The 21,034-nt window shown below is 67.5% G+C and carries 21 protein-coding genes; 7 read left to right on the top strand and 14 right to left on the bottom strand.

Features of this window, described 5'->3' with window-relative positions:
• Window positions 1-116: 116 nt before the first annotated feature.
• The 3 genes from ACNQR1_RS07400 to ACNQR1_RS07390 form a co-directional block, all read right to left on the bottom strand.
• Window positions 117-2,264, bottom strand: coding sequence for a 3-hydroxyacyl-CoA dehydrogenase NAD-binding domain-containing protein (locus tag ACNQR1_RS07400; protein WP_418045153.1), 2,148 nt, complete (start codon window positions 2,262-2,264; stop codon window positions 117-119).
• Window positions 2,265-2,279: 15 nt separating this feature from the next.
• Window positions 2,280-3,491 carry an acetyl-CoA C-acetyltransferase gene (locus ACNQR1_RS07395; protein WP_418045151.1) on the bottom strand — a complete coding sequence of 404 codons (1,212 nt, stop codon included), beginning with the start codon at window positions 3,489-3,491 and terminating at the stop codon, window positions 2,280-2,282.
• Window positions 3,492-3,855: 364 nt separating this feature from the next.
• A complete protein-coding gene (locus ACNQR1_RS07390; RefSeq protein WP_418045149.1) occupies window positions 3,856-4,962 on the bottom strand; it encodes an alkene reductase in 1,107 nt (368 codons plus the stop codon).
• A gap of 158 nt (window positions 4,963-5,120) precedes the next feature.
• On the opposite strand from ACNQR1_RS07390, the gene ACNQR1_RS07385 reads away from it, so the two are divergent.
• Window positions 5,121-6,287, top strand: a complete 1,167-nt coding sequence (locus ACNQR1_RS07385; protein ID WP_418045147.1) for a pyridoxal phosphate-dependent aminotransferase — start codon at window positions 5,121-5,123, stop codon at window positions 6,285-6,287.
• On the opposite strand, the gene ACNQR1_RS07380 is transcribed toward ACNQR1_RS07385, so the two are convergent.
• Window positions 6,284-6,655, bottom strand: coding sequence for a WhiB family transcriptional regulator (locus ACNQR1_RS07380; RefSeq protein WP_418045146.1), 372 nt, complete (start codon window positions 6,653-6,655; stop codon window positions 6,284-6,286). The two genes, ACNQR1_RS07385 and ACNQR1_RS07380, sit on opposite strands and share 4 nt — an antisense overlap.
• A gap of 250 nt (window positions 6,656-6,905) precedes the next feature.
• On the opposite strand from ACNQR1_RS07380, the gene ACNQR1_RS07375 reads away from it, so the two are divergent.
• Window positions 6,906-7,277, top strand: a complete 372-nt coding sequence (locus ACNQR1_RS07375; protein WP_418045144.1) for a hypothetical protein — start codon at window positions 6,906-6,908, stop codon at window positions 7,275-7,277.
• Window positions 7,274-8,833 (top strand): sensor domain-containing protein, encoded by a 1,560-nt coding sequence (locus ACNQR1_RS07370; RefSeq protein ID WP_418045142.1) that lies wholly within the window; start codon window positions 7,274-7,276, stop codon window positions 8,831-8,833. The genes ACNQR1_RS07375 and ACNQR1_RS07370 overlap by 4 nt, the downstream gene beginning before the upstream one ends.
• Here the strand turns inward: ACNQR1_RS07370 and ACNQR1_RS07365 are convergent.
• The 5 genes from ACNQR1_RS07365 to ACNQR1_RS07345 form a co-directional block, all read right to left on the bottom strand.
• Window positions 8,830-9,747, bottom strand: coding sequence for a TIGR03564 family F420-dependent LLM class oxidoreductase (locus ACNQR1_RS07365; RefSeq protein WP_418045140.1), 918 nt, complete (start codon window positions 9,745-9,747; stop codon window positions 8,830-8,832). The genes ACNQR1_RS07370 and ACNQR1_RS07365 overlap by 4 nt on opposite strands.
• 29 nt (window positions 9,748-9,776) lie before the next feature.
• Complete coding sequence (locus ACNQR1_RS07360) at window positions 9,777-10,232, bottom strand: SRPBCC family protein (protein ID WP_418045138.1); 456 nt, start codon at window positions 10,230-10,232, stop codon at window positions 9,777-9,779.
• A 79-nt stretch (window positions 10,233-10,311) separates the two neighbouring features.
• Complete coding sequence (locus tag ACNQR1_RS07355) at window positions 10,312-11,187, bottom strand: universal stress protein (RefSeq protein WP_418045136.1); 876 nt, start codon at window positions 11,185-11,187, stop codon at window positions 10,312-10,314.
• The gene (locus tag ACNQR1_RS07350; RefSeq protein WP_418045134.1) at window positions 11,180-12,085 is read right to left on the bottom strand and encodes a universal stress protein; all 906 of its coding nucleotides are present in this window, start codon (window positions 12,083-12,085) and stop codon (window positions 11,180-11,182) included. The genes ACNQR1_RS07355 and ACNQR1_RS07350 overlap by 8 nt, the downstream gene beginning before the upstream one ends.
• A 59-nt stretch (window positions 12,086-12,144) precedes the next feature.
• Window positions 12,145-13,227 carry a CaiB/BaiF CoA transferase family protein gene (locus ACNQR1_RS07345; protein ID WP_418045132.1) on the bottom strand — a complete coding sequence of 361 codons (1,083 nt, stop codon included), beginning with the start codon at window positions 13,225-13,227 and terminating at the stop codon, window positions 12,145-12,147.
• A 17-nt stretch (window positions 13,228-13,244) separates the two neighbouring features.
• Here ACNQR1_RS07345 and ACNQR1_RS07340 point away from each other — a divergent pair, with 17 nt between their 5' ends.
• Window positions 13,245-14,912 carry an alpha-keto acid decarboxylase family protein gene (locus ACNQR1_RS07340; RefSeq protein ID WP_418045130.1) on the top strand — a complete coding sequence of 556 codons (1,668 nt, stop codon included), beginning with the start codon at window positions 13,245-13,247 and terminating at the stop codon, window positions 14,910-14,912.
• A gap of 109 nt (window positions 14,913-15,021) precedes the next feature.
• Entirely contained in the window at window positions 15,022-15,501 is a 480-nt protein-coding gene (locus ACNQR1_RS07335; RefSeq protein WP_418045128.1) for an Hcp family type VI secretion system effector, read from the top strand.
• A gap of 27 nt (window positions 15,502-15,528) precedes the next feature.
• On the opposite strand, the gene ACNQR1_RS07330 is transcribed toward ACNQR1_RS07335, so the two are convergent.
• On the bottom strand, window positions 15,529-15,969 hold the full coding sequence (locus ACNQR1_RS07330; protein WP_418045126.1) for an SRPBCC family protein: 441 nt from the start codon (window positions 15,967-15,969) through the stop codon (window positions 15,529-15,531).
• A 33-nt stretch (window positions 15,970-16,002) separates the two neighbouring features.
• Between ACNQR1_RS07330 and ACNQR1_RS07325 the strand changes: the two genes are divergently transcribed.
• Entirely contained in the window at window positions 16,003-16,350 is a 348-nt protein-coding gene (locus ACNQR1_RS07325) for a UBP-type zinc finger domain-containing protein (protein ID WP_418045124.1), read from the top strand.
• Here the strand turns inward: ACNQR1_RS07325 and ACNQR1_RS07320 are convergent.
• Both ACNQR1_RS07320 and ACNQR1_RS07315 read right to left on the bottom strand, forming a co-directional pair.
• Window positions 16,347-17,903, bottom strand: coding sequence for a phytoene desaturase family protein (locus tag ACNQR1_RS07320; protein WP_418045122.1), 1,557 nt, complete (start codon window positions 17,901-17,903; stop codon window positions 16,347-16,349). The genes ACNQR1_RS07325 and ACNQR1_RS07320 overlap by 4 nt on opposite strands.
• A gap of 75 nt (window positions 17,904-17,978) precedes the next feature.
• Window positions 17,979-18,584 (bottom strand): TetR/AcrR family transcriptional regulator, encoded by a 606-nt coding sequence (locus ACNQR1_RS07315; RefSeq protein WP_418045120.1) that lies wholly within the window; start codon window positions 18,582-18,584, stop codon window positions 17,979-17,981.
• Window positions 18,585-18,674: 90 nt separating this feature from the next.
• Between ACNQR1_RS07315 and ACNQR1_RS07310 the strand changes: the two genes are divergently transcribed.
• Window positions 18,675-19,151 (top strand): DUF2834 domain-containing protein, encoded by a 477-nt coding sequence (locus tag ACNQR1_RS07310; protein ID WP_418045118.1) that lies wholly within the window; start codon window positions 18,675-18,677, stop codon window positions 19,149-19,151.
• A gap of 16 nt (window positions 19,152-19,167) precedes the next feature.
• Here the strand turns inward: ACNQR1_RS07310 and ACNQR1_RS07305 are convergent, their stop codons facing one another.
• Both ACNQR1_RS07305 and ACNQR1_RS07300 read right to left on the bottom strand, forming a co-directional pair.
• The gene (locus ACNQR1_RS07305; protein WP_418045116.1) at window positions 19,168-20,022 is read right to left on the bottom strand and encodes an SDR family NAD(P)-dependent oxidoreductase; all 855 of its coding nucleotides are present in this window, start codon (window positions 20,020-20,022) and stop codon (window positions 19,168-19,170) included.
• Window positions 20,019-20,933 carry an alpha/beta fold hydrolase gene (locus tag ACNQR1_RS07300; protein WP_418045114.1) on the bottom strand — a complete coding sequence of 305 codons (915 nt, stop codon included), beginning with the start codon at window positions 20,931-20,933 and terminating at the stop codon, window positions 20,019-20,021. The genes ACNQR1_RS07305 and ACNQR1_RS07300 overlap by 4 nt, the downstream gene beginning before the upstream one ends.
• Between the last annotated feature and the right edge of the window lie 101 nt (window positions 20,934-21,034).

Raw genomic sequence — 21,034 nt, 5'->3', positions numbered from 1 at the left:
GATCGAGATTGCACACAGGGTCGTCAAATGACGAAATCAACAGCCCTGAGCGCAATCTCGACGCCCGCGCACGCAAAAGCCCCCGACTTGCGCAGGGGGCTTTTGACGTTTGGTGCTTAGCTCTCCAGCGAGGCTGGCGGCAGGAAGCGGTCGCCGTAGCGGGCGGCCAGTTCCTTGGCGCGGGCCACGAAGGCCTCCTTGCCGACGCCGAGCTCACCCTGGTAGCCGACGATGAACTGGGCCGAACCACCGGTGTACGGCGGGAAGCCGATACCCATGATCGAGCCGATGTTCGCGTCGGCGGTCGAGGTGAGCACGCCCTCGTCGATGCACTTCTGGGTTTCCAGTGCCTCGGCGAACAGCATGCGGTCGATCATGTCCTGCAGCGGGATCGAGGAGCTTCCGGAGTTGAAGGTCTCCTTCAGACCCGGCCACAGCTGCGTCCGCTTGCCGTCGACGTACTCGTAGAAGCCGGCGCCCTTCAGTCGCGACGGGCGACCGACCTCGATCATCTTCTCCACGACAGCCTCGGCCGGGTGCGGCGTGTAGGTGCCGCCCTCGTCCTCGACACCCTTGCGGGAGGCGACGGCGATCTTGTGCATGAGCTCCAGGTTGAGCTCATCCGAGAGCTGCAGCGGCGCAGCCGGGTAACCGGCCTGCGAACCTGCCTGCTCGATCGACGCGGGCTCGACACCCTCGCCCAGCATGGCCAGCGCCTCGTTGACGAAGGTGCCGATCACGCGGCTGGTGAAGAAGCCGCGGCTGTCGTTGACCACGATCGGGGTCTTGCGGATCGCGAGGGTGTAGTCGAACACCCGGGCCAGCGCCTCGTCAGAGGTCTTCTCGCCCTTGATGATCTCCACCAGCGGCATCTTGTCGACGGGTGAGAAGAAGTGGATGCCGATGAAGTCCTCCTGGCGCTTCACGCCGGTCGCCAGACCGGTGATCGGCAGCGTGGAGGTGTTCGAGCCGAGCAGTGCGTTGGGCTCGACGATGTCCTCGATCTCCTGGAACACCTTGTGCTTGAGTTCCTGGTTCTCGAACACGGCCTCGATCACGAAGTCGACGCCCTTGAGATCCTGCGGATCGGCGGTCGGGGTGATCTTGGCGAGCAGCGCGGCGGATTTCTCTTCGGTGGTCTTGCCACGCTTGAGCGCCTTGGCCTCGATGCCCTCGGAGTACGCCTTGCCCTTGTCAGCGGCTTCCTGCGTGACGTCCTTGAGCACGACGTCGTAGCCGGCCTTGGCCGACACGTAGGCGATACCGGCGCCCATCATGCCCGCGCCCAGCACACCGATCTTCTTGATCTCCTGCTTGGCGATGCCCTCGGGACGCGAAGCGCCACCGTTGATGGCCTGCAGGTCCAGGAAGAACGCCTGAATCATGTTCTTGGCGGTCTGGCCGGTGACCAGCGAGACGAAGTAGCGGCTCTCGATGCGGCTGGCGGTGTCGAAGTCGACCTGCGCACCCTCGACAGCGGCGTCCAGGATGGCCCGCGGTGCGGGCATCGGGGCGCCCTTGAGCTGCTTCTTCAACAGAGCCGGGAAGGACGGCAGGATCGCGGCCAGCGCCGGGCTGGACGGGGTGCCACCGGGGATCTTGTAGCCCTTGACGTCCCACGGCTGGGTGTGGGCCTCGGGATTGGCCTTGATCCAGGCCTTCGCGGCCGGAAGCAGCTCCTCGACCGAACCGACCAGCTCGTCGACCAGGCCGGTCTCCTTCGCCTTGGCCGGGTTGAAGCGGGTGCCCTGCGAGAGGACCTCCATGAAGGCCTTCTGGATGCCGAACATGCGCACGGTGCGGGCCACGCCGCCACCGCCGGGCAGCAGCCCCAGGGTGACCTCGGGCAGACCGATCTGGCTGCCCTTGACGTCGGCGGCGATGCGGTGGTTGGTGGCCAGCGCGATCTCCAGGCCGCCGCCGAGCGCGGCGCCGTTGATGGCGGCCACGACGGGCTTGGGCAGGGTCTCCAGCTTGCGCAGGTCGGCCTTGATGGTCTCGACCATCTCGAACGCCTCGGCGGCGTCGTCCGGACCGATGCTCATCATGCCCTTGAGGTCGCCACCGGCGAAGAAGGTCTTCTTCGCGCTGGTGATGACCACGCCGGTGATCGAATCCTGCTCGGCTACAAGGCGTTCCACGGCATTGTGCATGGATTCCTTGTAGTGCTCGTTCATCACGTTGGCCGAACCGGTCGGGTCGTCCAACGTCAGGGTGACGATGCCGTCGGCATCCTTGTCCCACTGAATGGTGTTCTCAGCCATTGTTGTTCAGCCCTCTCAGACGCGCTCGATGATGGTGGCCACGCCCATGCCGCCGCCGATACACAGCGTGATCAGAGCACGCCGAGCGCCACGACGCTCGAGCTCGTCGACCATGGTTCCGGTGATCATGGCGCCGGTGGCGCCCAGCGGGTGGCCCATCGCGATGGCGCCACCGTTGACGTTGAGCTTCTCGTCGGGGATGTTGAGGTCCTTCTGGAACTTCAGCACCACGGAGGCGAAGGCCTCGTTGAGCTCGAACAGGTCGATGTCATCGACGGTCAGGCCGGCACGGTCCAGCACCTTCTGGGTGGCCGGGGTGGGGCCGGTGAGCATGATGACCGGGTCGGCGCCGCTGGTGGCGGTGGCCACGATGCGGGCGCGCGGGGTCAGGCCCTGGCTCTTGCCGGCCGCCTCGCTACCGATCATCACCAGCGCAGCCCCGTCGACGATGCCCGAGCTGTTGCCGCCGGTGTGGACGTGGTTGATCTTCTCGACGTAGTGGTACTTCTGCAGCGCCACGTCGTCGAAGCCGCCCATCGCGCCGAGACCCTCGAACGCGGACTTGAGCTTGCCCAGGTCGGCCGCGGTGGTGCCGGGGCGCATGTGCTCGTCGTGGTCCAGGACGACGAGGCCGTTCTGGTCCTTGACCGGGATGACCGACTTGGCGAAGTAGCCGCCGGACCAGGCCGCCGCCGCGCGCTCCTGCGACCGCGCCGCGTAGGCGTCGACGTCGTCGCGGGAGAAGCCCTCGATGGTGGCGATCAGGTCGGCGCCGATGCCCTGCGGGACGAAGCCGATGCGGTAGTTGGTCTCCGGGTCAGACGCCCAGGCGCCGCCGTCGGAGCCCATCGGGACCCGGCTCATCGACTCGACACCGCCGGCCAGCACCAGGTCGTCCCAGCCGGAACGGACCTTCTGGGCGGCCAGGTTGACGGCCTCCAGGCCCGAGGCGCAGAAGCGGTTGAGCTGGAAACCACCGGTGGTCTCGGGCAGCTTGGCCACCAGCCCGGCGGTGCGGGCGATGTCGCCACCCTGGTCGCCGACCGGGGACACCACGCCGAGGATGACGTCGCTGATCAGCGTCTCGTCCAGGTCGGGGTAACGGCTGCGGATCTCCTCGATCAGGCCGACAACCAGGTTGACCGGCTTGATCTCGTTGAGTGCGCCGCCGCGCTGCTTGCCACGGGGCGTGCGGATCGCCTCGTAGATGAAGGCTTCTTCGGACATGTCTGCTCCCCTGCCGTATCGGCGTCCAGGTTCAGGTTGGGTTGTGGAACCGCCCAGCGAATGTGGGCAGTCCTCTGAACGGCAGAGTATCAGCCTCGCCCAACCCGTTGGTTGGGCCTGTGCTCAGCATCATCTTTCGCGCAGGCTGGGAGGCGGGGATGAGGCGCGCCTTTTGTCACGCTGGAGCAACGCTCGAGGTCGACGCTCACTCTGGCGTGACAACGACCGGGCCAGACGTCGCAAGGCCAGCCAGACGTCGGCGGACCTCATCGCTTTCCGCACCAGGGCTGCTGCACGCCAACACCAGCGACCCCCACGTAGAAAACAGTGGGCACCGAGAAGTGGGCGCGAGAAACGACGAATGTCAGGCGGAGCGGGGCTCCTCGATCGCCATCAACGTCGGGTAGTCGGTGTAGCCCACCGGGCCCGGCGCGTAGAACGTCGCCATGTCGGGCTCGTTGAGCTCGGCACCCAGGATCAGCCGGTCGATGAGGTCAGGGTTGGCCAGGAAAGCCCGCCCCACCGCGGCGGCGCTGATCGCGCCCCACTGGGCGTAGCCCTCCAACTGGGAGAAGTCGGTACCGGTGGCGCGGCCGGTGTTGAGGACGAATGTCCCCGACCACAGCGCACGGATCACGCCGAATGTGTGCTCGGCCGGGTCGATGAGCACGTGCAGGTAGGCCAGCCCGAGCGGCGCGATGCGCTCCAACAACGCCTCGTAGGCGCTGACCGTGTCGTTCTCGTGCATGCCGCCTGCGGTGTTCCCGGGTGAGATGCGCAGCCCGACCCGGCCCGCGCCGATCTCGTCGACCACGGCCTCGACCACCTCGGCTGCCAGCCTGGCCCGGTTCTCCGGCGAACCGCCGTAGGCATCGGTGCGCTGGTTCACCACATCGGAGGCGAACTGGTGCAGCAGGTAGCCGTTGGCGCCGTGGATCTCCACACCGTCCATACCCGCGTCGATCGCACGGCGCGCGGCGGCGCGGAACTGCTCGACGATCACCGGGATCTCGGCGGTGTCGAGCGCACGCGGCGTCTGCAGCGGCTTCTTGCCGGTCGGCGTGTGTGTGACGACATCGGCAGCGATGGCCGAGGGCGCGACGGGCTCGAACCCGCTGATGTCGGGGTGCGCCATCCGGCCGACGTGCCAGAGCTGGACGAACATCTTGCCGCCTGCGGCATGCACCGAGTCGGCGATCTCGGCCCATCCGTGCTGATGGCGGTCGGTGTAGATGCCCGGGGTGTTCATGTAGGCACCGTTGGCGGTCTCGGCGACGGCGGTGGCCTCGCTGATGATCAGGCCCGCACCGGCGCGCTGCGTGTAGTACTGCGCGGCCAGCGGCGACGGGGTGCCATCGGCATCGGCGCGCGAACGCGTCAGCGGTGCCATGAACAGACGGTTGGCGGCGGCGGTGTCGCCCACCTGGATCGGCCGCAGCAATGCGGCGTCGGCGTTCAGTTTGTAGGTCACGCCGCGTTAAAGCGTCGGGGGCGCGGCAATCATTCCCGCCACCGCGCTGGCGCCGAGCCTGCGCCCAGCGCACCGAGCCCGCGTCCAGACCGCGGATTCGCCGGAATTTGCGATCTCACCGCAGTCTCGGCGGGTATCCGCGCCTACGCTCGACGCTCATGACCGTGCACCGACTGCAGCCCTTCGCCGTCACGATCTTCGCGGAGATGTCTGCGCTGGCCGGCCGCCTGGGTGCGGTCAACCTGGGCCAGGGTTTCCCGGACGAGGACGGCCCGGCCGAGATGCTCAAAATCGCCATCGACTCGATCTCCAGCGGCCACAACCAGTACCCGCCCGGCCCCGGCATCCCCGAGTTGCGCCACGCGATCGCCGCGCAGCGCAAACGCCACTACGGCATCGCGTACGACCCCGACACCGAGGTGCTGGTGACCGTCGGCGCCACCGAGGCCATCGCCGCGTCGGTCCTCGGCCTGGTCGAGCCGGGCTCGGAGGTGCTGGTGATCGAGCCGTTCTACGACTCCTACTCCCCCGTCATCGCGATGGCCGGCTGCGTGCGCACCGCCGTTCCGCTGATCGCCGACGGCGCGGGGTTCGCGATCGACATCGACGGTTTGCGCCGGGCCGTGACGCCCAAGACCCGGGCGTTGATCCTCAACTCCCCGCACAACCCGACCGGCGCCGTGGCTTGCGATGCCGAGTTGCGCGCCATCGCGGCACTGGCCGTCGAGCACGACCTGCTGGTGATCACCGACGAGGTGTACGAGCAGTTGGTGTTCGGGGTCGAGCACCTGCCGCTGGCCCGCTATCCCGGTATGGCGGAACGCACGGTGACCATTTCCAGCGCGGCCAAGATGTTCAATGTCACCGGCTGGAAGATCGGCTGGGCCTGCGGGCCTGCCGATCTGATCGCCGGAGTGCGCGCCGCCAAGCAGTACCTGAGCTACGTGGGCGGTGGCCCGTTCCAGCCCGCGGTGGCCCACGCACTCAATCACGAGGACGGCTGGGTGGCCGACCTGCGCCAGTCGTTCGAGGCCAGACGCGATCGGCTGGGTAACGCACTGGCCGACCTCGGATTCGAGGTGCACGACAGCCGCGGGACGTACTTCCTGTGTGCCGACCCGCGGCCGCTCGGATATTCCGACAGCACCCAGTTCTGCGCCGAGTTGCCACACAAGGCCGGGGTGGCAGCGATCCCGATGTCGGCGTTCTGCGACCCGGAGGCCCCGCACGCCGATCTGTGGAACCACTTGGTGCGCTTCGCTTTCTGCAAACGCGACGACACCATGGAAGAAGCGATCCGCCGGCTCGGCGTGTTGCGGGCCTAGCCTTCGTCGCTCAGCTCGATGGCGCGCTCCCTGGCCGTCATCGCACCCCAGATGCCATAGGGCTCGGGAGCCGAGAGGGCGTGCGCGCGACACCGGTCCAGTACCGGGCAGTCCCGGCAGATCGCCTTGGCGGCGTCCTCCCGCCTGCGCAGCAGCCGTCCCCTGACCGCATCGGGGAAGAACACCTCTGCCGGATGATCGCGGCAGAGCCCGCGCAGCTGCCAGCTCCACTCATCGAGCGCCGGCGGTGGCAGGTTGCGCGGGGAGCGGTAGACCGGGATCGCCGGACGCGCGATGGCGATATCGGACATCGCTTGCCGTGCAACGACTTCCAGCGGCGGATGGTTGTCGAAAAGCGTGCGGGACAAGGCATTCACCCCTTTGGCCGAAGTGGCGTGTGGCCTGCCATGCTGCCAGCCCGGCCGGAGGCGGCACGTTGTCACCATGTAAAGAATCGACCGCAGATCGCGACACTTTGCTGCCCCATTCCGGCACGCGGTGGGCAATCGAGTGGTATGCCTCGTCGCGATCCGGGACGTCCGGGATTCGAGTAATCCGATACTCGCGCGCAATCGCACCGAATTTGCCACCATCGTAAAGACACTGGTGGGAGGCCTGATGGACGTCGGATCGACGGTGGGGCGTACGGCAGGGACGGCAGCGATCGCGTTTTCGGCAGTGTGGGCGGTCGCCTGCGGCGGACAGCAGGACCACCCCGACGAGACACCCAAGGCGCCGACGAGCGTGAGTGTGTCGCTGCCCACGGCCACGACCACCAAGTCGGGACCCCCCACCACCTATTCAGACCCGACCACCACCGGCTACGGCAGCGGGGGCTACACCACGACGACGACGTCGACCACCACCACGCTTTCGGTACCGGGGACCACCACGACCTTGCCCACCCCGACCATCACCACGCCCACGACGACCACCGACAGCCCACCGGTGATATCGGCGCCACCTACCACGCAGGCGCCTCCGGCGTGAGCGAGGAGACGAAGTCGCTCACCCAATCTGCGGAGCGGTGGCTGAGCCTGGCCGCCCTGGTCGTGGCGCCGACGTCACTGATCACCGGGTTGTGTTACTTCTTCGGCCTGCTCTTCATCCGAAGCAAGTTGCGGTACTTCGGCGTCGATCCGTCGACTCTGGGATACACGTCGGCCGACTATGCCGTCACCACCATCGGACTCTTCTTCTTCGCAACCCTGCGCGTGTTGATCGTCCTCGCGCTGCTGGTGGTGCTTGTGGTGGCTTTCCGGCACTGGGCTGCCACGGGGCGCCGAATCACGTTGTTGCGCAGCATCGCATGGTTGTTGGCGGCCCTGGGCGCAGTGAGTTTGACCGTCGCCGTGGTCTGGCTTGCGTCCGAGCGCAACCTGATGCAGTGGATAGTCGACAATCCCACCCAGATGCAGATGGCGGTGACGATCGCCGCGGGCATCGCAATGCTCGGCGCAGGCTACTGGACTCTGAGCCTCACCGGCTTGGGCCGACTCCCCAAGATCGCCGAGCGGACACTGCTCGCCCTGGCGGTCATCGGCCTGGTGGTGTCGATGTTCTGGGTCACCGACCTGTACGCCGTCGACCAGGGCAAGGGCCACGGGGCGTTCGCCTCGACGCAGCTGTGGGCCGCCGACGGCGACTACACCGCGGTGCAACTCGACACCACCGAGTCGCTGCAATTGCCGGGCAGCATGGTCAAGACGACGGTGCTGCCTTCCCAGGGACCGCCCGCCCCACCCGTCTACCGCTACCAATGCCTGCGCGTCCTCGAGGCCCATGGCGGGCGTTATGTGCTGGTGCCGGCCAGATGGTCACGGGAGCAGGGTTACGCCATCACGGTGACGCCCGACGCGACGCACCGCATCACCGGCGTGGTGAACGCGACTCCCGTCGCGAAGGGACCCAGCATCGACCCGTACTGGCAATGCCCCGAGGTCGTACGCACATTCGGAGAGTCCGACGTCGAACCCATCCTGATCGGACCCGAAGCCGCACAGACGATCGTGGCTGCCGGCGGCCTGAAGGCCACCGGCCCGGACACCACGATCGGCAGCGCGTCTGCAACCGATGAAGCGACAGCACCCAAAGGTTGCGCTCCCGAGAAGGATCCATCGACAGCCCCGGCGGCGCTGCCGCCGTACCCGTCAGATGCACCGGCGGCACGCGAACGGCAATTCACCGGTGACAGCCCTTCTGGCCGGGTGTGGTTACGACAGCGGGCGATGACCTTCGCCAACCCGGCCGACGCCACGAATTTCATGGCCGCCGTCCAGGATCGCTGGGGCTACTGCGCAGGGAAGACTGCCACGGTGAACCGGCACGGTGAGGCGCAGTCACGCACCCTCGGCACCCCGGGACTGCAGGAAGGTGTTCTGACAGTGCCGGATTCGGCCCCGTCGAACCCGACCGCGGACTGCGCCCAGGCCCTTGCCGCCAAGTCCAACATCGTCGTCGCGGTCGACCTGTGTGGCGCCGAGGAACCATCCCGCGCCGTCGCCGTCGCCTACGCGGTACGGGACCGGATACCCACCGACAACTAGGGCAGCGCGGCGGCCACCGCCCACAGCGCGGCCAGATCCTCCGGCTCGGTCCGCAGCGGGCTGAGCGCCACATCGGTGGCCCCCGCGTCGAGATAGCGCTGTAACTGTGCTCGCACCTGCGCCGGCGATCCGATCGCCGCCAGCTCAGCGACACTGGAAACCTGTTCGCGGGCAATGACTTTCTGATACGAGGGAATGGCCTCGTAGAACGCCAGTTGCTGTGCGGCGGTGGTGCGGGCGGCATCCGCGTCGTCGGTGACGAGTGCCGGCACCATGGCCACCACCCGGGGCTGCGGTCGGCCCACGGCCGCAGCCGCCGCATTGATCGTCGGCACGATGAAGTCGCCCACCGTGCGCGGACCGGCGAGATACGGCAACGTGCCGTCGGCCAATTCACCGGTCACGCGAAGCGCCTTCGGCCCCATCGCGGCCACGTACACCGGGACCGGGGTACCGCCGGGCACGTGCACAGGCCACTCCGGGTTCGCGGTGAACGCGCTGCCGTGGAAGTCGACGGCGCGTTCGTCAAAGATGGCGCGCAGCACCTGCAGGTGCTCCCGCAACCGGCCGACCGGGTCGGACCAAACGGTGCCGAAGGCCCGGTGCTCAGGTGCGTGCGAACCCAGACCGAGCCCCAGCGTGAAGTTGCCGTGAGCGGCTGCCTGCGCCGTCTGCGCGGCGGACGCCACCAGCAGTGGGTGCCGGGGATTGACCGGCACCACCGACGTGCCCACACCGAGACCGGGCACCGCGGCCCCGATCAACGCGGACAGAGTGATGGCGTCAACGTCGAACCGCTGGGCCAGCCAGATCTGGCGGACCCCGGCCGCGTACGCGGTGCGGGCCTGTGAGGTCGCGGCGTCGACGACGTTGGGGGCGGACGGGTTCAGGGTGAGGACGACTCCGGTCGGCATACCGGCACCAACCGGCGCGGCGGTCCGGGCTATTCCGTTCTGTTCACGGTGCGCGAATTGCTCATGACGCGCTGGCGCAACCGTTCGATGGCGACGTCGAGGACCAGTGTTCTCCCGCGGTTGATGAGAAATTCCGGAATCGGCATCGCGAGGTCGACGATGATGTCGAAGCGGACCCGGGTCCTGTCCACCTCGGGCGTCAGGTTGTATTCGATGTGCTGCCCGCGCTGCTGCAGATTGGGCTCGGCATCCCACACCATCCAGTGGTCGCCCCAGTGAAATTCGAGCAACTCTTTGTCGGTGATCCCGAGCAACCGCATCGTTGCCTTGACGTGGTGGGGCCTGCCATCGGGATAGCGGTCGATGATCTTGACGCGCCGATGCAATGCGGACCAGGTCGGTAGCGCGTCGACATCGGCGAGCACCTCCATGATCGCCTCCGGCGAGGCGTCGAAGACCGCCTCGCGTGATGCCTGCACGGCCACGCCTTCAAATCTAGCGAAGCGGGCCGTTCAAAGCTGTGATTCTTCGGCGCGCCGGTCGGGAGAATCCGGCGCGGGCCGATCAGCTGGGCTGCCGGGCGACGATCACCGGTGCCGTGGAGGAATGGACCACCGCGGAGCTGACCGAGCCGAGCAGCAGTCCGGTGAATCCACCGCGGCCACGGTTGCCGACCACCACCAGCTGCGCGGTTTCGGCCTGGGACAGCAATTGCCGAGCCGGCTTGTCGGGCATCACCACGCGTCGCACCACGACGTCGGGATACCGCTCGCACCAGCCGGCCAGCTGCTCGGCCAGTGCACGCTCAGCCTCTGCGCTCAGGTCTTCCCACTTCACGTCGGGGAACTCGAAGTTCAGATCGGACCAGGTGTGCACCACCACGAGCTCCACACCGCGACGTGAGGCCTCGTCGAAGGCGATCTCGGTGGCGAATTCGGAGGCACGTGACCCGTCGACCCCGACCACCACCGGACCGTTCGGCGGTTCGTTCTCCGGGATCACCGCGACCGCCCCGTGCGCATGCGCGGCGACGCTCGAGCTGACCGATCCGAGCAGCCGGCGTCCCCATTTGCTCAGGCCGCGCGAACCCACGACCACCAGGTCGGCATTGCGTGAGTACTCGATCAACGTGGCCACCGCATGCCCGGGGACCGCCTTCGCGATGATCCGGGGTTCCTGGTGGCCGGCGATGGCCTTGACCGCGACCCCGCGCGCGGCGTCGAGGATCTCCTGGCCGCGCTGATCCTGATGGTCCCAATAGTCCTGCGGCAACGCGACATCCAACCAGACCGGTGACGCAGCGCCCGGGAGCGCGTGCACCAGGGTGAGTCCGACACCCCTCGACACGGCGTCGTGAGCCGCCCAGGCCACCGCGGCGTCCGACGCGGGCGACCCATCGACGCCGACGACGATGCCGTGGCGGACGTCGTGTTCACTCATGCGAATCTCCTTGTGGCTCAGCACGGCAGATCATCACCGGCACCGGGCTGTGGTGCAGCAGGTTCAGGCTGGTCGAACCGAGCAACACACCGGCCAATGCGTTGCGGCCCCGCGACCCGACCACCACGAGCCCCGAGTCGGCTACGTGCTTCAGCAACGCCTTGCCGGGCGAGTCCGGCTCGATGAAACACTTCGCGTCGACGCCGGGATGGTTTTTGTTGTGGACATCGACGGTCTCGGTCAGGTCGGCCAGCTCCGCGGACTCCACGCCGTCCCAGTCGATCAGCAGCGGGATGGTCACACCGGTGTCGGCCGGGGCGGCCAACGACAACGACCGCACGGCGTAGACCGCGAGACCGAACCGATCGGCGAATTCGAAGGCTGTGTCCAGCGCGGCCTGCGCGGCAGGGCTGTCGTCGACCCCCACGACCACGGGCCCATCCCCCGGCGCCACCTTGTCACCGCGGAAGGCGACCACCGGGCAGGCCGCCCGGGTCGCCACGGACAACGCCGTCGACCCGAGCAGCAGCGCCGCGGCCGGGGTCACCTTCTTACCGCCGAGGACGACGAGACGTGCGTCGGCGCTGGCGTCGATCAGCACCTGGTCGGCAGGTTCGTTGAACGACACCGTGGACACCGAGAGCTCGGGGTGATCGCCACGCACGGCTTCGTCGGCGGCCTTGAGGAACGCCTCGGCCATATCGCGCTGATAGGACATCATCGCCGCGGTGAACGCGGCCGCGGTCTGGGTCAGATTGCGGCCGACCGACGGCAGCGCGTGCACGATGCGCAACGGCGCGCCGAACCGCTCGGCGACCGCGCCGGCCCACCGGGCCGCGTCGAGCGCGCCATCACTGCCGTCGATTCCAACCACTACGGGTGCGTTCGAGGAAGTCACACCTTCATCGTGGCTGCTGCGCGTCCCCTTCGCCAGGGACCAAAGTCTCCAATTGGCAATCAGGTCCAGCCGATGTCGCCGATATCGGTACTCGACTGCGGCGGCTGACCGGGCTTTCCCGGTGAAGTCCGGGAGAACCGGGGAGCCGGGGCGGCCTGCGCGACGCCGTCGACGGTGATCAGTGTCGACCGGTCCAGCAGGTGCTCGCTCTCGGCGGCCTCACCCCAGGTGAGCACCGGTGTCACGCAGGCGTCGGTCCCGGCGAAGATCGCCGTCCACTCGTCGCGGGTCTTGGTGGCGAACCGCGCGGTGAAGATCTCCCGCATCTCGTCGTAGCGCGCGAGCTCGAACTGTCCGGGGATCTCGCCCGCGTCCAGGCCGAGACCCGCCACCAACTGCGCGAAGAACTGCGGCTCGATGGACCCGACCGCCATGTGGCCTCCGTCGGAGGTCTCGTAGGTCCGGTAGTAGGGGGCACCGCCGTCGAGCAGGAACGATTCGCGCTCGTCGCGCAACGAGCCGGTGGCCCGCATGGTCCACATCATCTGCGACAACATGCTGACTCCGTCGACCATCGCGGCATCGATGACCTGGCCCTTACCGGAGCGCTCCCGCTCGTACAGCGCGGTGACGATACCGATGACGACCAGCATCGAACCGCCACCGAAATCGGCGACGAGATTCAGCGGCGCCACCGGCGGGCGGTCGCGGTAACCGATCGCCGAGAGCGCGCCGGTCTGCGACAGGTAGTTGATGTCGTGGCCGGCCGTGGTGGCCAGCGGCCCGTCCTGGCCCCAGCCGGTGATCCGGGCGAAGACCAACCGCGGGTTGACGGCCTCGCAATCGGCCGGGCCGATGCCGAGGCGCTCACAGGTGCCGGGCCGGAAACAGTCCAGCAGAACATCGGCCTTGGCGACCAGCTCGAGCAGCTTGCCGGGCTCGTTCTTCACATCGAGGTCGACGATGCGCTTGCCACGGTGCAGCAGGTCGACGTTCTCGGCGGGCATGGTCAGGCCACCCGGTCGCCGCACCCGCACCACATCGGCACCCAGGTCCGACAGCATCATCGCGGCGTGCGGCCCGGGGCCGATGCCGCCGAGTTCGATAACTCGCACTCCGGCGAGCGGTCCGGTGTTGGTCATGCGAGGCACACTAGGGGATGGCCGAAAACCTCTACACCGTCGGTGACTATCTGCTGGACCGCCTCGCAGAACTCGGGGTGACCGAGGTATTCGGCGTGCCCGGCGATTATCAGCTGGAGTTCCTCGACCACGTCCTGGCCCACCCGCAGATGAACTGGATCGGCGGCGCCAACGAACTCAACGCCGGCTACGCGGCCGACGGCTACGGCCGCCTGCGCGGCATGGCCGCTCTGGTCACCACTTTCGGGGTCGGTGAACTGTCGGCCGCCAACGCGATCGCGGGCAGTTACGCCGAACACGTGCCGGTGGTCCACATCGTCGGCGCGCCGTCCAAGGACTCCCAGGCTTCCCGACGCATCGTGCATCACACCCTCGGCGACGGCGACTTCGACCACTTCCTGCGGATCAGCCGTGAGATCACCTGTGCACAGGCCAATCTCGCGCCCGCGACGGCGACCCGGGAGATCGACCGGGTGCTCTCGGAGGTGCGTGAGCAGAAGCGGCCCGGCTACCTGTTGATCGCCACCGATGTCGCCCGGTTCCCCACCGAACCTCCCGCCGCACCACTGCCCCGCTACACCGGCGGCACGAGTCCGCGAGCCCTGTCCATGTTCACCGCGGCAGCCGCCGAGTTGATCGGTGACCATCGGCTGACCGTCCTCGCCGATTTCCTGGTGCACCGGCTTGGCTGCGTCGACGAACTCAGTGCACTGCTGGCGGCCGACACCGTCGGCCACGCGACGTTGATGTGGGGCAAGAGCCTGGTCGACGAGAGCTCACCGAACTATCTGGGCATCTATGCCGGTGCGGCAAGCGAGGATTCGGTGCGCGAAGCGATCGAGGACGCTCCCGTGCTCGTGACCGCGGGGGTGTTGTTCACCGACATGGTCAGCGGATTCTTCAGTCAGCACATCGACCCGACCCGCACCATCGACATCGGCGTCAACCAGAGTGTGGTGTCCGGGCAGGTGTTCGCCCCACTGGACATGTCGGCCGCGCTCGACGCCGTCACCGCGATCCTCACCGAACGCGGCATCAGCTCACCTGCACTGCCTGCGCTGCCCGGCCGGACGCATGCCGACCCACCGGCGCGCGATACGGCCCTGACCCAGGAAGCGCTGTGGGACAGGCTTTCCGAAGCCCTGACCCCGGGCAACGTGGTGCTGGCCGATCAGGGCACGTCGTTCTACGGGATGGCCGGGCACCGGCTGGCCTCCGGCGTGACCTTCATCGGCCAGCCCCTGTGGGGCTCGATCGGCTACACGCTGCCCGCCGCGCTCGGCGCCGGGCTGGCCGACCGGGACCGGCGCACGGTGCTGCTCATCGGTGACGGTGCCGCGCAGCTCACCATCCAGGAGTTGGGCGCCTTCGGCCGTGCGGGCCTGGCGCCCGTCGTCGTGGTGGTCAACAACGACGGCTACACCGTGGAACGCGCAATCCACGGTGTCACAGCCGAATACAACGACATCACCGGATGGCGCTGGACCGAGCTTCCCGCGGCGCTGGGCGTCCCCGATGCGCTCACCTTCCGGGTCAGCACCTACGGCGAACTCGACGACGCACTGACGACGGCGGCGGCCACTCCCGACCGCATGGTGTTCGTCGAGGTGATGTTGGGCCGGATGGACATCCCGCCCCTGCTGACCGAACTGGCGCAGTCCGCCTCGGACGCCAACTCGAGCTAGTCCCGGCGGGCCGGGGCATCGGAATCGAGTAGGCCATTACTCTATCCACCTCAGCACCCTGCAGGTTGAGATGGCAGTTGAAATCGCCGACCTCACAGGGAGACATCCGATGTCCACAGAAATCTTCGCGAAAATCGGTGACATCAAAGGTGAATCGACCGATGCCAGGCATCCGGACGAGATCGACGTGGTGTCGTTCTCCTGGGGTGTCGCCCACAGCGGGTCCGCCGCCCCGGGTGGTGGCGGCGGTGCGGGCAAGCCGACGTTTCAGGATCTGCTGATCGTCCACACCGTCGACAGCGCCACCCCCGCGCTGTTGCTCACCTGTGCCACCGGACGCCATCTCCCCCAGGCGACGATCAGTCACCGCAAGGCAGGCCAGAACCAACAGGACTATCTGACGGTCAAGCTCAGCGATGTGACGATCGCAGCCGTCACCCAGAACGGCACCGAAGCAGAGCCCTACACCGAGACGGTGAGCCTGCGGTTCACGAAGGTCGACCTGCTCTATCGACGCAGGCGCCCTGACGGATCCTTCGACGAGGGCCAGCATTTCATCTTCGACGTGCGCACCAATCAGCCCGGCTGAGACGGAGCGCAGGCGCTGTGGGTCAGCTCAGCCCTTCTTGACCTTGAGCACCTGCTTGCGCAGGCCCTCGGTCGCGGTGTCGACGCCACCTTTCATCGCGCGCTTGAGGATGAAACCGGGCAGCGGCACCGCCAGATCGATCGTGATGTCGAAGCGGACCCGGGTCTTGTCGCCCTCCGGAATCAGTGTGTAGCCGGCATCCTGGGCCTTGAGCTGACCGGCGCGGACGAGCGTCCAGCTGACCTTGTTCTCGCTCCAGGTGTACTCGATCACCTGCTCGTCGGTCAGACCCGCGGCCTTGACCGTCATCTTCACCTGCTTGGGCCGACCGTCGTCGAAAGTCTCGAGGATCTCGGCACGCTGGTACTGCGGGGACCAGCTCGGCGTCGCCTCGACATCGGCGACGACGTCAAGAATCTCCTGCGGGGTCGCCTCGATGACTACTTCACGGGAATCGCTGGTTGCCATGCGGGCGAGATTACTCGGGCTACGCTCGCGGATATGAGCAATGCCGTCGATCCCACTGCTCGGCCCAGCGGAACCGGATGCGCGGAGTGCACCGCGGCGGGAGGCTGGTGGGTGCATCTGCGGCGCTGCGCCGCATGCGGACACATCGGGTGCTGCGATGATTCGTTGGCCCGTCACGCGTCGGCGCATTGGCGCGAGACCGGCCATCCGATCATCCGCTCGTTCGAGCCGGGCGAGGACTGGTTCTGGAACTTCGAGACCAACCAGTACTACGACGGGCCCGAGCTTGCGCCGCCACAACATCATCCGAAAGATCAGCCGGCGCCCGGACCGAAGGGGCACGTGCCCAAGGACTGGGTTGACCAGCTGAACAATCGCTAGTCGCCCAGCACCGCCCTGGCGGCGTTGTAGCCGGGGATGAAGGTGATTCCCGGGCCGCCGTGACATCCAGCGCTGCCCAGATACAGCCCGTCGATGGGAATCGGCTGACCGACATACCCTTTCGGTCCGGGTCGGTTGGGCCCCATCTGTTCAGGATGTATCAGGCCGTGACAGTAGTCGCCGCCCGGTGCGCCGAACATGGTTCCCATGTGTCGGGGCGTGAACGTGGTGTGGCGGATGATCCTGCGCTCGAAATCGGGCGCCAACCGGGTGATCTTCTCGATGACGCGCCGGCCCATCTCTTCCTTCATCTCGCCGTACCCGGAGGCGGACTCCTCGACCGGGAACCACAGCGCGAACGCCGAGGCCGCGTGTTTGCCTTGCGGGGCCAGCGTCGGATCGTGAGCCGACGGGATCTGGAACGCGATCGCAGGATCGGCAGGCACGATTCCGTGGCGGGCATCCTGCCACTGCTGCTGCAGTTCCTCCGGAGTGCTGAAAAGGCCGATCGCAGCCTGCATTTCAGGGTCGTTGAGCATTTCGTAGGGAGCCTCGAAGGTGGGGGCTCCGTCGAGAGCGAAATGCATCTGCAGGTAGCTGCCGCGGTGGTCGATGTGGGTGAACCGCTCACGCACCTCGGCGGGCAGCGCCTCGGGATCGATCAGCGTGGTGATCGTGGTGTCCGGGGCGATCGCCGACACCACGACGGGTGCGGTGATGGCCGTGCCGTCAGCCAGTCGCACCCCGGTGATGCGGCCACCGTCGACCGATATCCGGTCGACGCTACTGCGCAACCGCAACTCACCACCGGCATCGGTGAGCATGGTGTGCAGATGTTCGGTCAGCGCTCCGATTCCGCCTACCAGTTTCTTCATCAGCATGGCGTTCTCGTCGGGCACCGCCAGTCCGTACGCGAGGGCGGCGGCACTGCCCGGCGTCTCGGGCCCGCGGTAGGTGGTGTTGACCGCCAGGAAGGCCAGCATGCCGCGCAACGCACCGTGTTTGTCCCGGTCCGGCAGGTAACGGTCGAGAACCTCGCTGACCGATCCGAACAGCAGGTCGTCGATCGCGGCGCGCTCGGATTCTGTTGCCGCACAGGCATACATCTCGTCGAGCGTGCGAGGTGGTCGCCCCGCGTCGAATCGGCCCAGCGCCCGTGTGGGGGCAAGACTCCAGGCCATCAGCCCGGCCATCCCTGCGACTGCGTCGGCGCCGTGGACCTCACCCAGGTGCGCCAGCATCTTCATCGGGTCGGCGTAATAGACGACCGGCGGGTCACCGATTCCGCGCAGTGAGACGGACATGACCTCCAGGTCCACGGTCGGCAGCGTGTCCAGCCCGAGTTCGGTGCTGACCACCGCCGAGGTGGGGAACTGCAGCGACCCGGCGATCTCGAACCGGTAGCCGTCGAACAGCTCCACCGTCGAGGCCATGCCGCCGGCGTAACGCTTGGCCTCCAGGCACAGGGTGCGCATTCCCGCCCGCGCCAACAGGGCCGCAGCGGCCAGCCCGTTGTGCCCGGCGCCGATCACGATCGCGTCGTAGTCCGCCATCGATCGAGGCTGACACCGAGGTCGATGTTTTGTCAATAATGACAAAACATCGACCGCCCCGGTTGCCCCCGGTCGTCAATCCAGCCCGGTTCGCAACGCCTCCAGAGCGGTCCGGCACATCCGCGCGAGTTCGGGCAGTGAACGCTCCCCCGCCTCGTCGCCGACCATCCACAACTCCATGGCGCCGAACACCGCGGCCGCCACAGACCTGGCCGTCACCACGATCCGCAGCCGGTCATCCCCCTGCGGCGCCTGACCCCGGCGCGCCACCAGCAGTTCGGCCACAGCATCGGCGAAATCGGATTCGACCTGGCGGATGTGCCGCACGATCCGGTCGGGGTCGAGCTCGACCGCGCGCATGCCGGCGATCTTGGTCACCGCGTCGACGTCGTACGGGAATGCCAGGACTGCGGACTGCACCGAGTCGAGGATCGATTCGGTCGGCGGACGCTCGGCCAGCGCGGCCCGAAACCAGTGCAGGCCCGCGTCGTAATCGGCGAACAACAGATCATGTTTCGAGGTGAAGTGCCGGTAGAAGGTCCGCAGGGACACGCCGGCGTCCGCGGCGATCTGCTCGGCCGAGGTGTCCTCGACACCCTGGGCGAGGAACCGCACCAATGCGGCCTGGCGCAGCGCCTCACGAGTGCGCTCACTGCGCGCGGTCTGGGCGTGCCTGGCCATGGCAGTGAAATTACCGCACCGGGGGCACGATCCCCGCAGCGCAGAAATGTCAATATTGACAAAACTTGGGAACGCGAGTGTGCTCACGCCATGGTGTCGCTCATCGTTCATGCAATTCTGGGCGTGACCGTCGTCGCGCTCGTGATCCGTCTCAACCCACACATCTTCTCGCGCCCACCCGGGCCGGCGCTGTCACGCGTCGAGTTGGCCTTCTACGTCGTCGGCCTCGCCTCGATTCCCATCTGCTGGTACTTCAACATGCAGTTCGTCGCGCAATACGCGCAACCGGACGGCAACCCGATCTGGGGGCCGGGCAGCTGGGCCGAGTTCATCGCGCTCGGGTACACCAACCCCGCGGCAGGCTCGGCCAGCGCTGACTACACGATCGCCAATGTCGTTCTGCTGCCGCTGTTCACGATCATCGACGGGATGCGACGCGGCATCCGGCACCCGTGGCTGTTCTTCGTGTCGAGCCTGTTCACCAGCTTCGCGTTCGCCTTCGCCTTCTACTTCGCCACCATCGAGCGCCAGCGCCGTCACCAACAGGCGGCGGTCGCGGTCGGCTGAGGCAACGGCCCGCGCGTCAGCGCGCCGACTGGGCCTCGGCGCGGCTCCGCAGCCGGGATTGGGCCCACCCCAGCACGTCGTAGTAGCGGGTGGGCGCGATGCGGGCCAGTATGTCGAACGCGTACGCGTCCGGGCCGATCAGAATCCGGGCCTTGCCCGCCTCGACCCCGCGGTGGATGACCTCGGCGGCCTTGTCGGGTTGGGTCATGGTGATCGCGGCGAACTCCTCGACCATCTGGTCGTGATCGCGGCCGCGGCCTTCGGGATCCTTGCGGAACCGGGCATTGCGAACGATGTTGGTGTTGATGCCGCCGGGGTGGACGTTGATCGCCGCCACTCCCGTGCCGCGGAGTTCCTGGCGCAGGGAGTCGGTGAACCCGCGCACCGCGAACTTGGCGGAACAGTAGGCACTTTGGTTCGGCATCCCGACCAATCCGAACACGCTTGAGGTGTTCACGATGGCTCCTGCGTCCTGCTCGACCAGGATCGGCAGGAACGCCCTTGTGCCGTTGACGACACCGTGAAAGTTGATGTCCCACAGCCAGTTGTCGTCCTCGGGCACGGTGTCCAGCACGCTGGAGGACACCGCGACACCGGCGTTGTTGAACACCGCGCCGATCGGCTGCGGCGCCCAATCCCGCACCTCACAGGCGAAATCGCGCTGGGCTTCGGCATCCCGCACGTCGAGCATCCTGGTCAGCACCGGGCCGGGGAGCCCGGCCGCGGTTTCCTTCAAGCCGACGTCGTCGACGTCGGCGATGGCCACCGGACACGAATGCTTCGACAGCCGGTGCGCCAACGCACGCCCGATGCCCGATGCGGCACCGGTGATGACCACGGTGTGACCGCTGATGGTGCGGCGCTTGCTCACTGCTGCTCCTCGGGTTCGATGTGGCGAGCGGTGGCGCTCGCGATGTGGTCACCGACCAGGTCGAGTAGTCCGCCCCATGCCCCGGCAGGCAGGTCGTGGCCCATGCCGACGATGGTTTCCAGCCGGGCACCGGGGATGGCCCGCGCCGTGGCGGCACCTCCACTCGGGTGCACCATGCGGTCACGGTCGCCGTGGATCACCAGGGTGGGCACGTCGATCCGGCGCAATTCGGCGGTGCGGTCCCCCGAGGCGAAGATCCCGGCCAGCTGCCGCGCCACCCCGGCTGGCCTGGGATCGCGATCCCAGTCGATGCCGGCCTTCTCCCGGACCCAGGCCTCGTCGAACGGGTACCCGTGAGAGCCGATGTGGCGGAACATCTTCACGTCGGCGTCCATCGCTTCGGCACGCGAGCGCGGTGGTTTCGCGGTAGCCAGCCGCCACCAGGTCGAGGGAGCCGGCCTGCCGATTCGCGGCGCACCCGTGTTCGACATGATCGACGTCAGTGTCGCGTCCCGGCCCGGATGATGGGCCGCGACGGTCTGGGCGATCATGCCGCCCATCGACACCCCGACCAGATGCACGCGGTCGTGGCCGAGGACGTCCAGCAGGCCCACGGTGTCGCGGGCCATGTCGCCGAGGCGGTACTGGTCGGCGTGGTTGCCGCCGCGCAGGATCGCGAGCGGGCCCGGCGCCCGGTACCGCATGTGGGTGGATCGCCCGACATCGCGGTTGTCGAACCGGGTGACCCGGTAGCCACGGTCGGCCAGGCCGGTGACCAGACCGTCGGGCCAGGAGTGCAGCTGCTGCCCGAGACCCGCGATCAGCACGACCGGCGGACCGCCGGGATCACCGAACTGCTCGTAACACAACTGGACTCCGCGTCCGACGTCGGCCATTGCCTGTTCGCTCATCCGCTCACCTGCTCGACGATTCGTGGGTGCTCACACCGCGACCAGTGGTACCGCGATGTACCGAGGTACGGTACTGCTCGGTACCAGCGAGGGCAAGAGCG

It is taken from the genome of Mycobacterium sp. 48b (assembly GCF_048282725.1).
Classification (GTDB): domain Bacteria; phylum Actinomycetota; class Actinomycetes; order Mycobacteriales; family Mycobacteriaceae; genus Mycobacterium.
This window is presented reverse-complemented; position numbering and strand designations above follow the sequence as displayed.

What these genes read in the sequence shown, in the direction of transcription:
- ACNQR1_RS07310 (WP_418045118.1), top strand. Translation starts at nt 18,675, where the DNA reads ATGGTGTCGCTCATCGTTCATGCAATTCTGGGCGTGACCGTCGTCGCG.
- ACNQR1_RS07330 (WP_418045126.1), bottom strand. Translation starts at nt 15,969, where the DNA reads ATGGCAACCAGCGATTCCCGTGAAGTAGTCATCGAGGCGACCCCGCAG.
- ACNQR1_RS07365 (WP_418045140.1), bottom strand. Translation starts at nt 9,747, where the DNA reads ATGCCGACCGGAGTCGTCCTCACCCTGAACCCGTCCGCCCCCAACGTC.
- ACNQR1_RS07345 (WP_418045132.1), bottom strand. Translation starts at nt 13,227, where the DNA reads ATGACCAACACCGGACCGCTCGCCGGAGTGCGAGTTATCGAACTCGGC.
- ACNQR1_RS07340 (WP_418045130.1), top strand. Translation starts at nt 13,245, where the DNA reads ATGGCCGAAAACCTCTACACCGTCGGTGACTATCTGCTGGACCGCCTC.
- ACNQR1_RS07375 (WP_418045144.1), top strand. Translation starts at nt 6,906, where the DNA reads ATGGACGTCGGATCGACGGTGGGGCGTACGGCAGGGACGGCAGCGATC.
- ACNQR1_RS07355 (WP_418045136.1), bottom strand. Translation starts at nt 11,187, where the DNA reads ATGAGTGAACACGACGTCCGCCACGGCATCGTCGTCGGCGTCGATGGG.
- ACNQR1_RS07335 (WP_418045128.1), top strand. Translation starts at nt 15,022, where the DNA reads ATGTCCACAGAAATCTTCGCGAAAATCGGTGACATCAAAGGTGAATCG.
- ACNQR1_RS07325 (WP_418045124.1), top strand. Translation starts at nt 16,003, where the DNA reads ATGAGCAATGCCGTCGATCCCACTGCTCGGCCCAGCGGAACCGGATGC.
- ACNQR1_RS07320 (WP_418045122.1), bottom strand. Translation starts at nt 17,903, where the DNA reads ATGGCGGACTACGACGCGATCGTGATCGGCGCCGGGCACAACGGGCTG.
- ACNQR1_RS07300 (WP_418045114.1), bottom strand. Translation starts at nt 20,933, where the DNA reads ATGAGCGAACAGGCAATGGCCGACGTCGGACGCGGAGTCCAGTTGTGT.
- ACNQR1_RS07385 (WP_418045147.1), top strand. Translation starts at nt 5,121, where the DNA reads ATGACCGTGCACCGACTGCAGCCCTTCGCCGTCACGATCTTCGCGGAG.
- ACNQR1_RS07315 (WP_418045120.1), bottom strand. Translation starts at nt 18,584, where the DNA reads ATGGCCAGGCACGCCCAGACCGCGCGCAGTGAGCGCACTCGTGAGGCG.
- ACNQR1_RS07395 (WP_418045151.1), bottom strand. Translation starts at nt 3,491, where the DNA reads ATGTCCGAAGAAGCCTTCATCTACGAGGCGATCCGCACGCCCCGTGGC.
- ACNQR1_RS07400 (WP_418045153.1), bottom strand. Translation starts at nt 2,264, where the DNA reads ATGGCTGAGAACACCATTCAGTGGGACAAGGATGCCGACGGCATCGTC.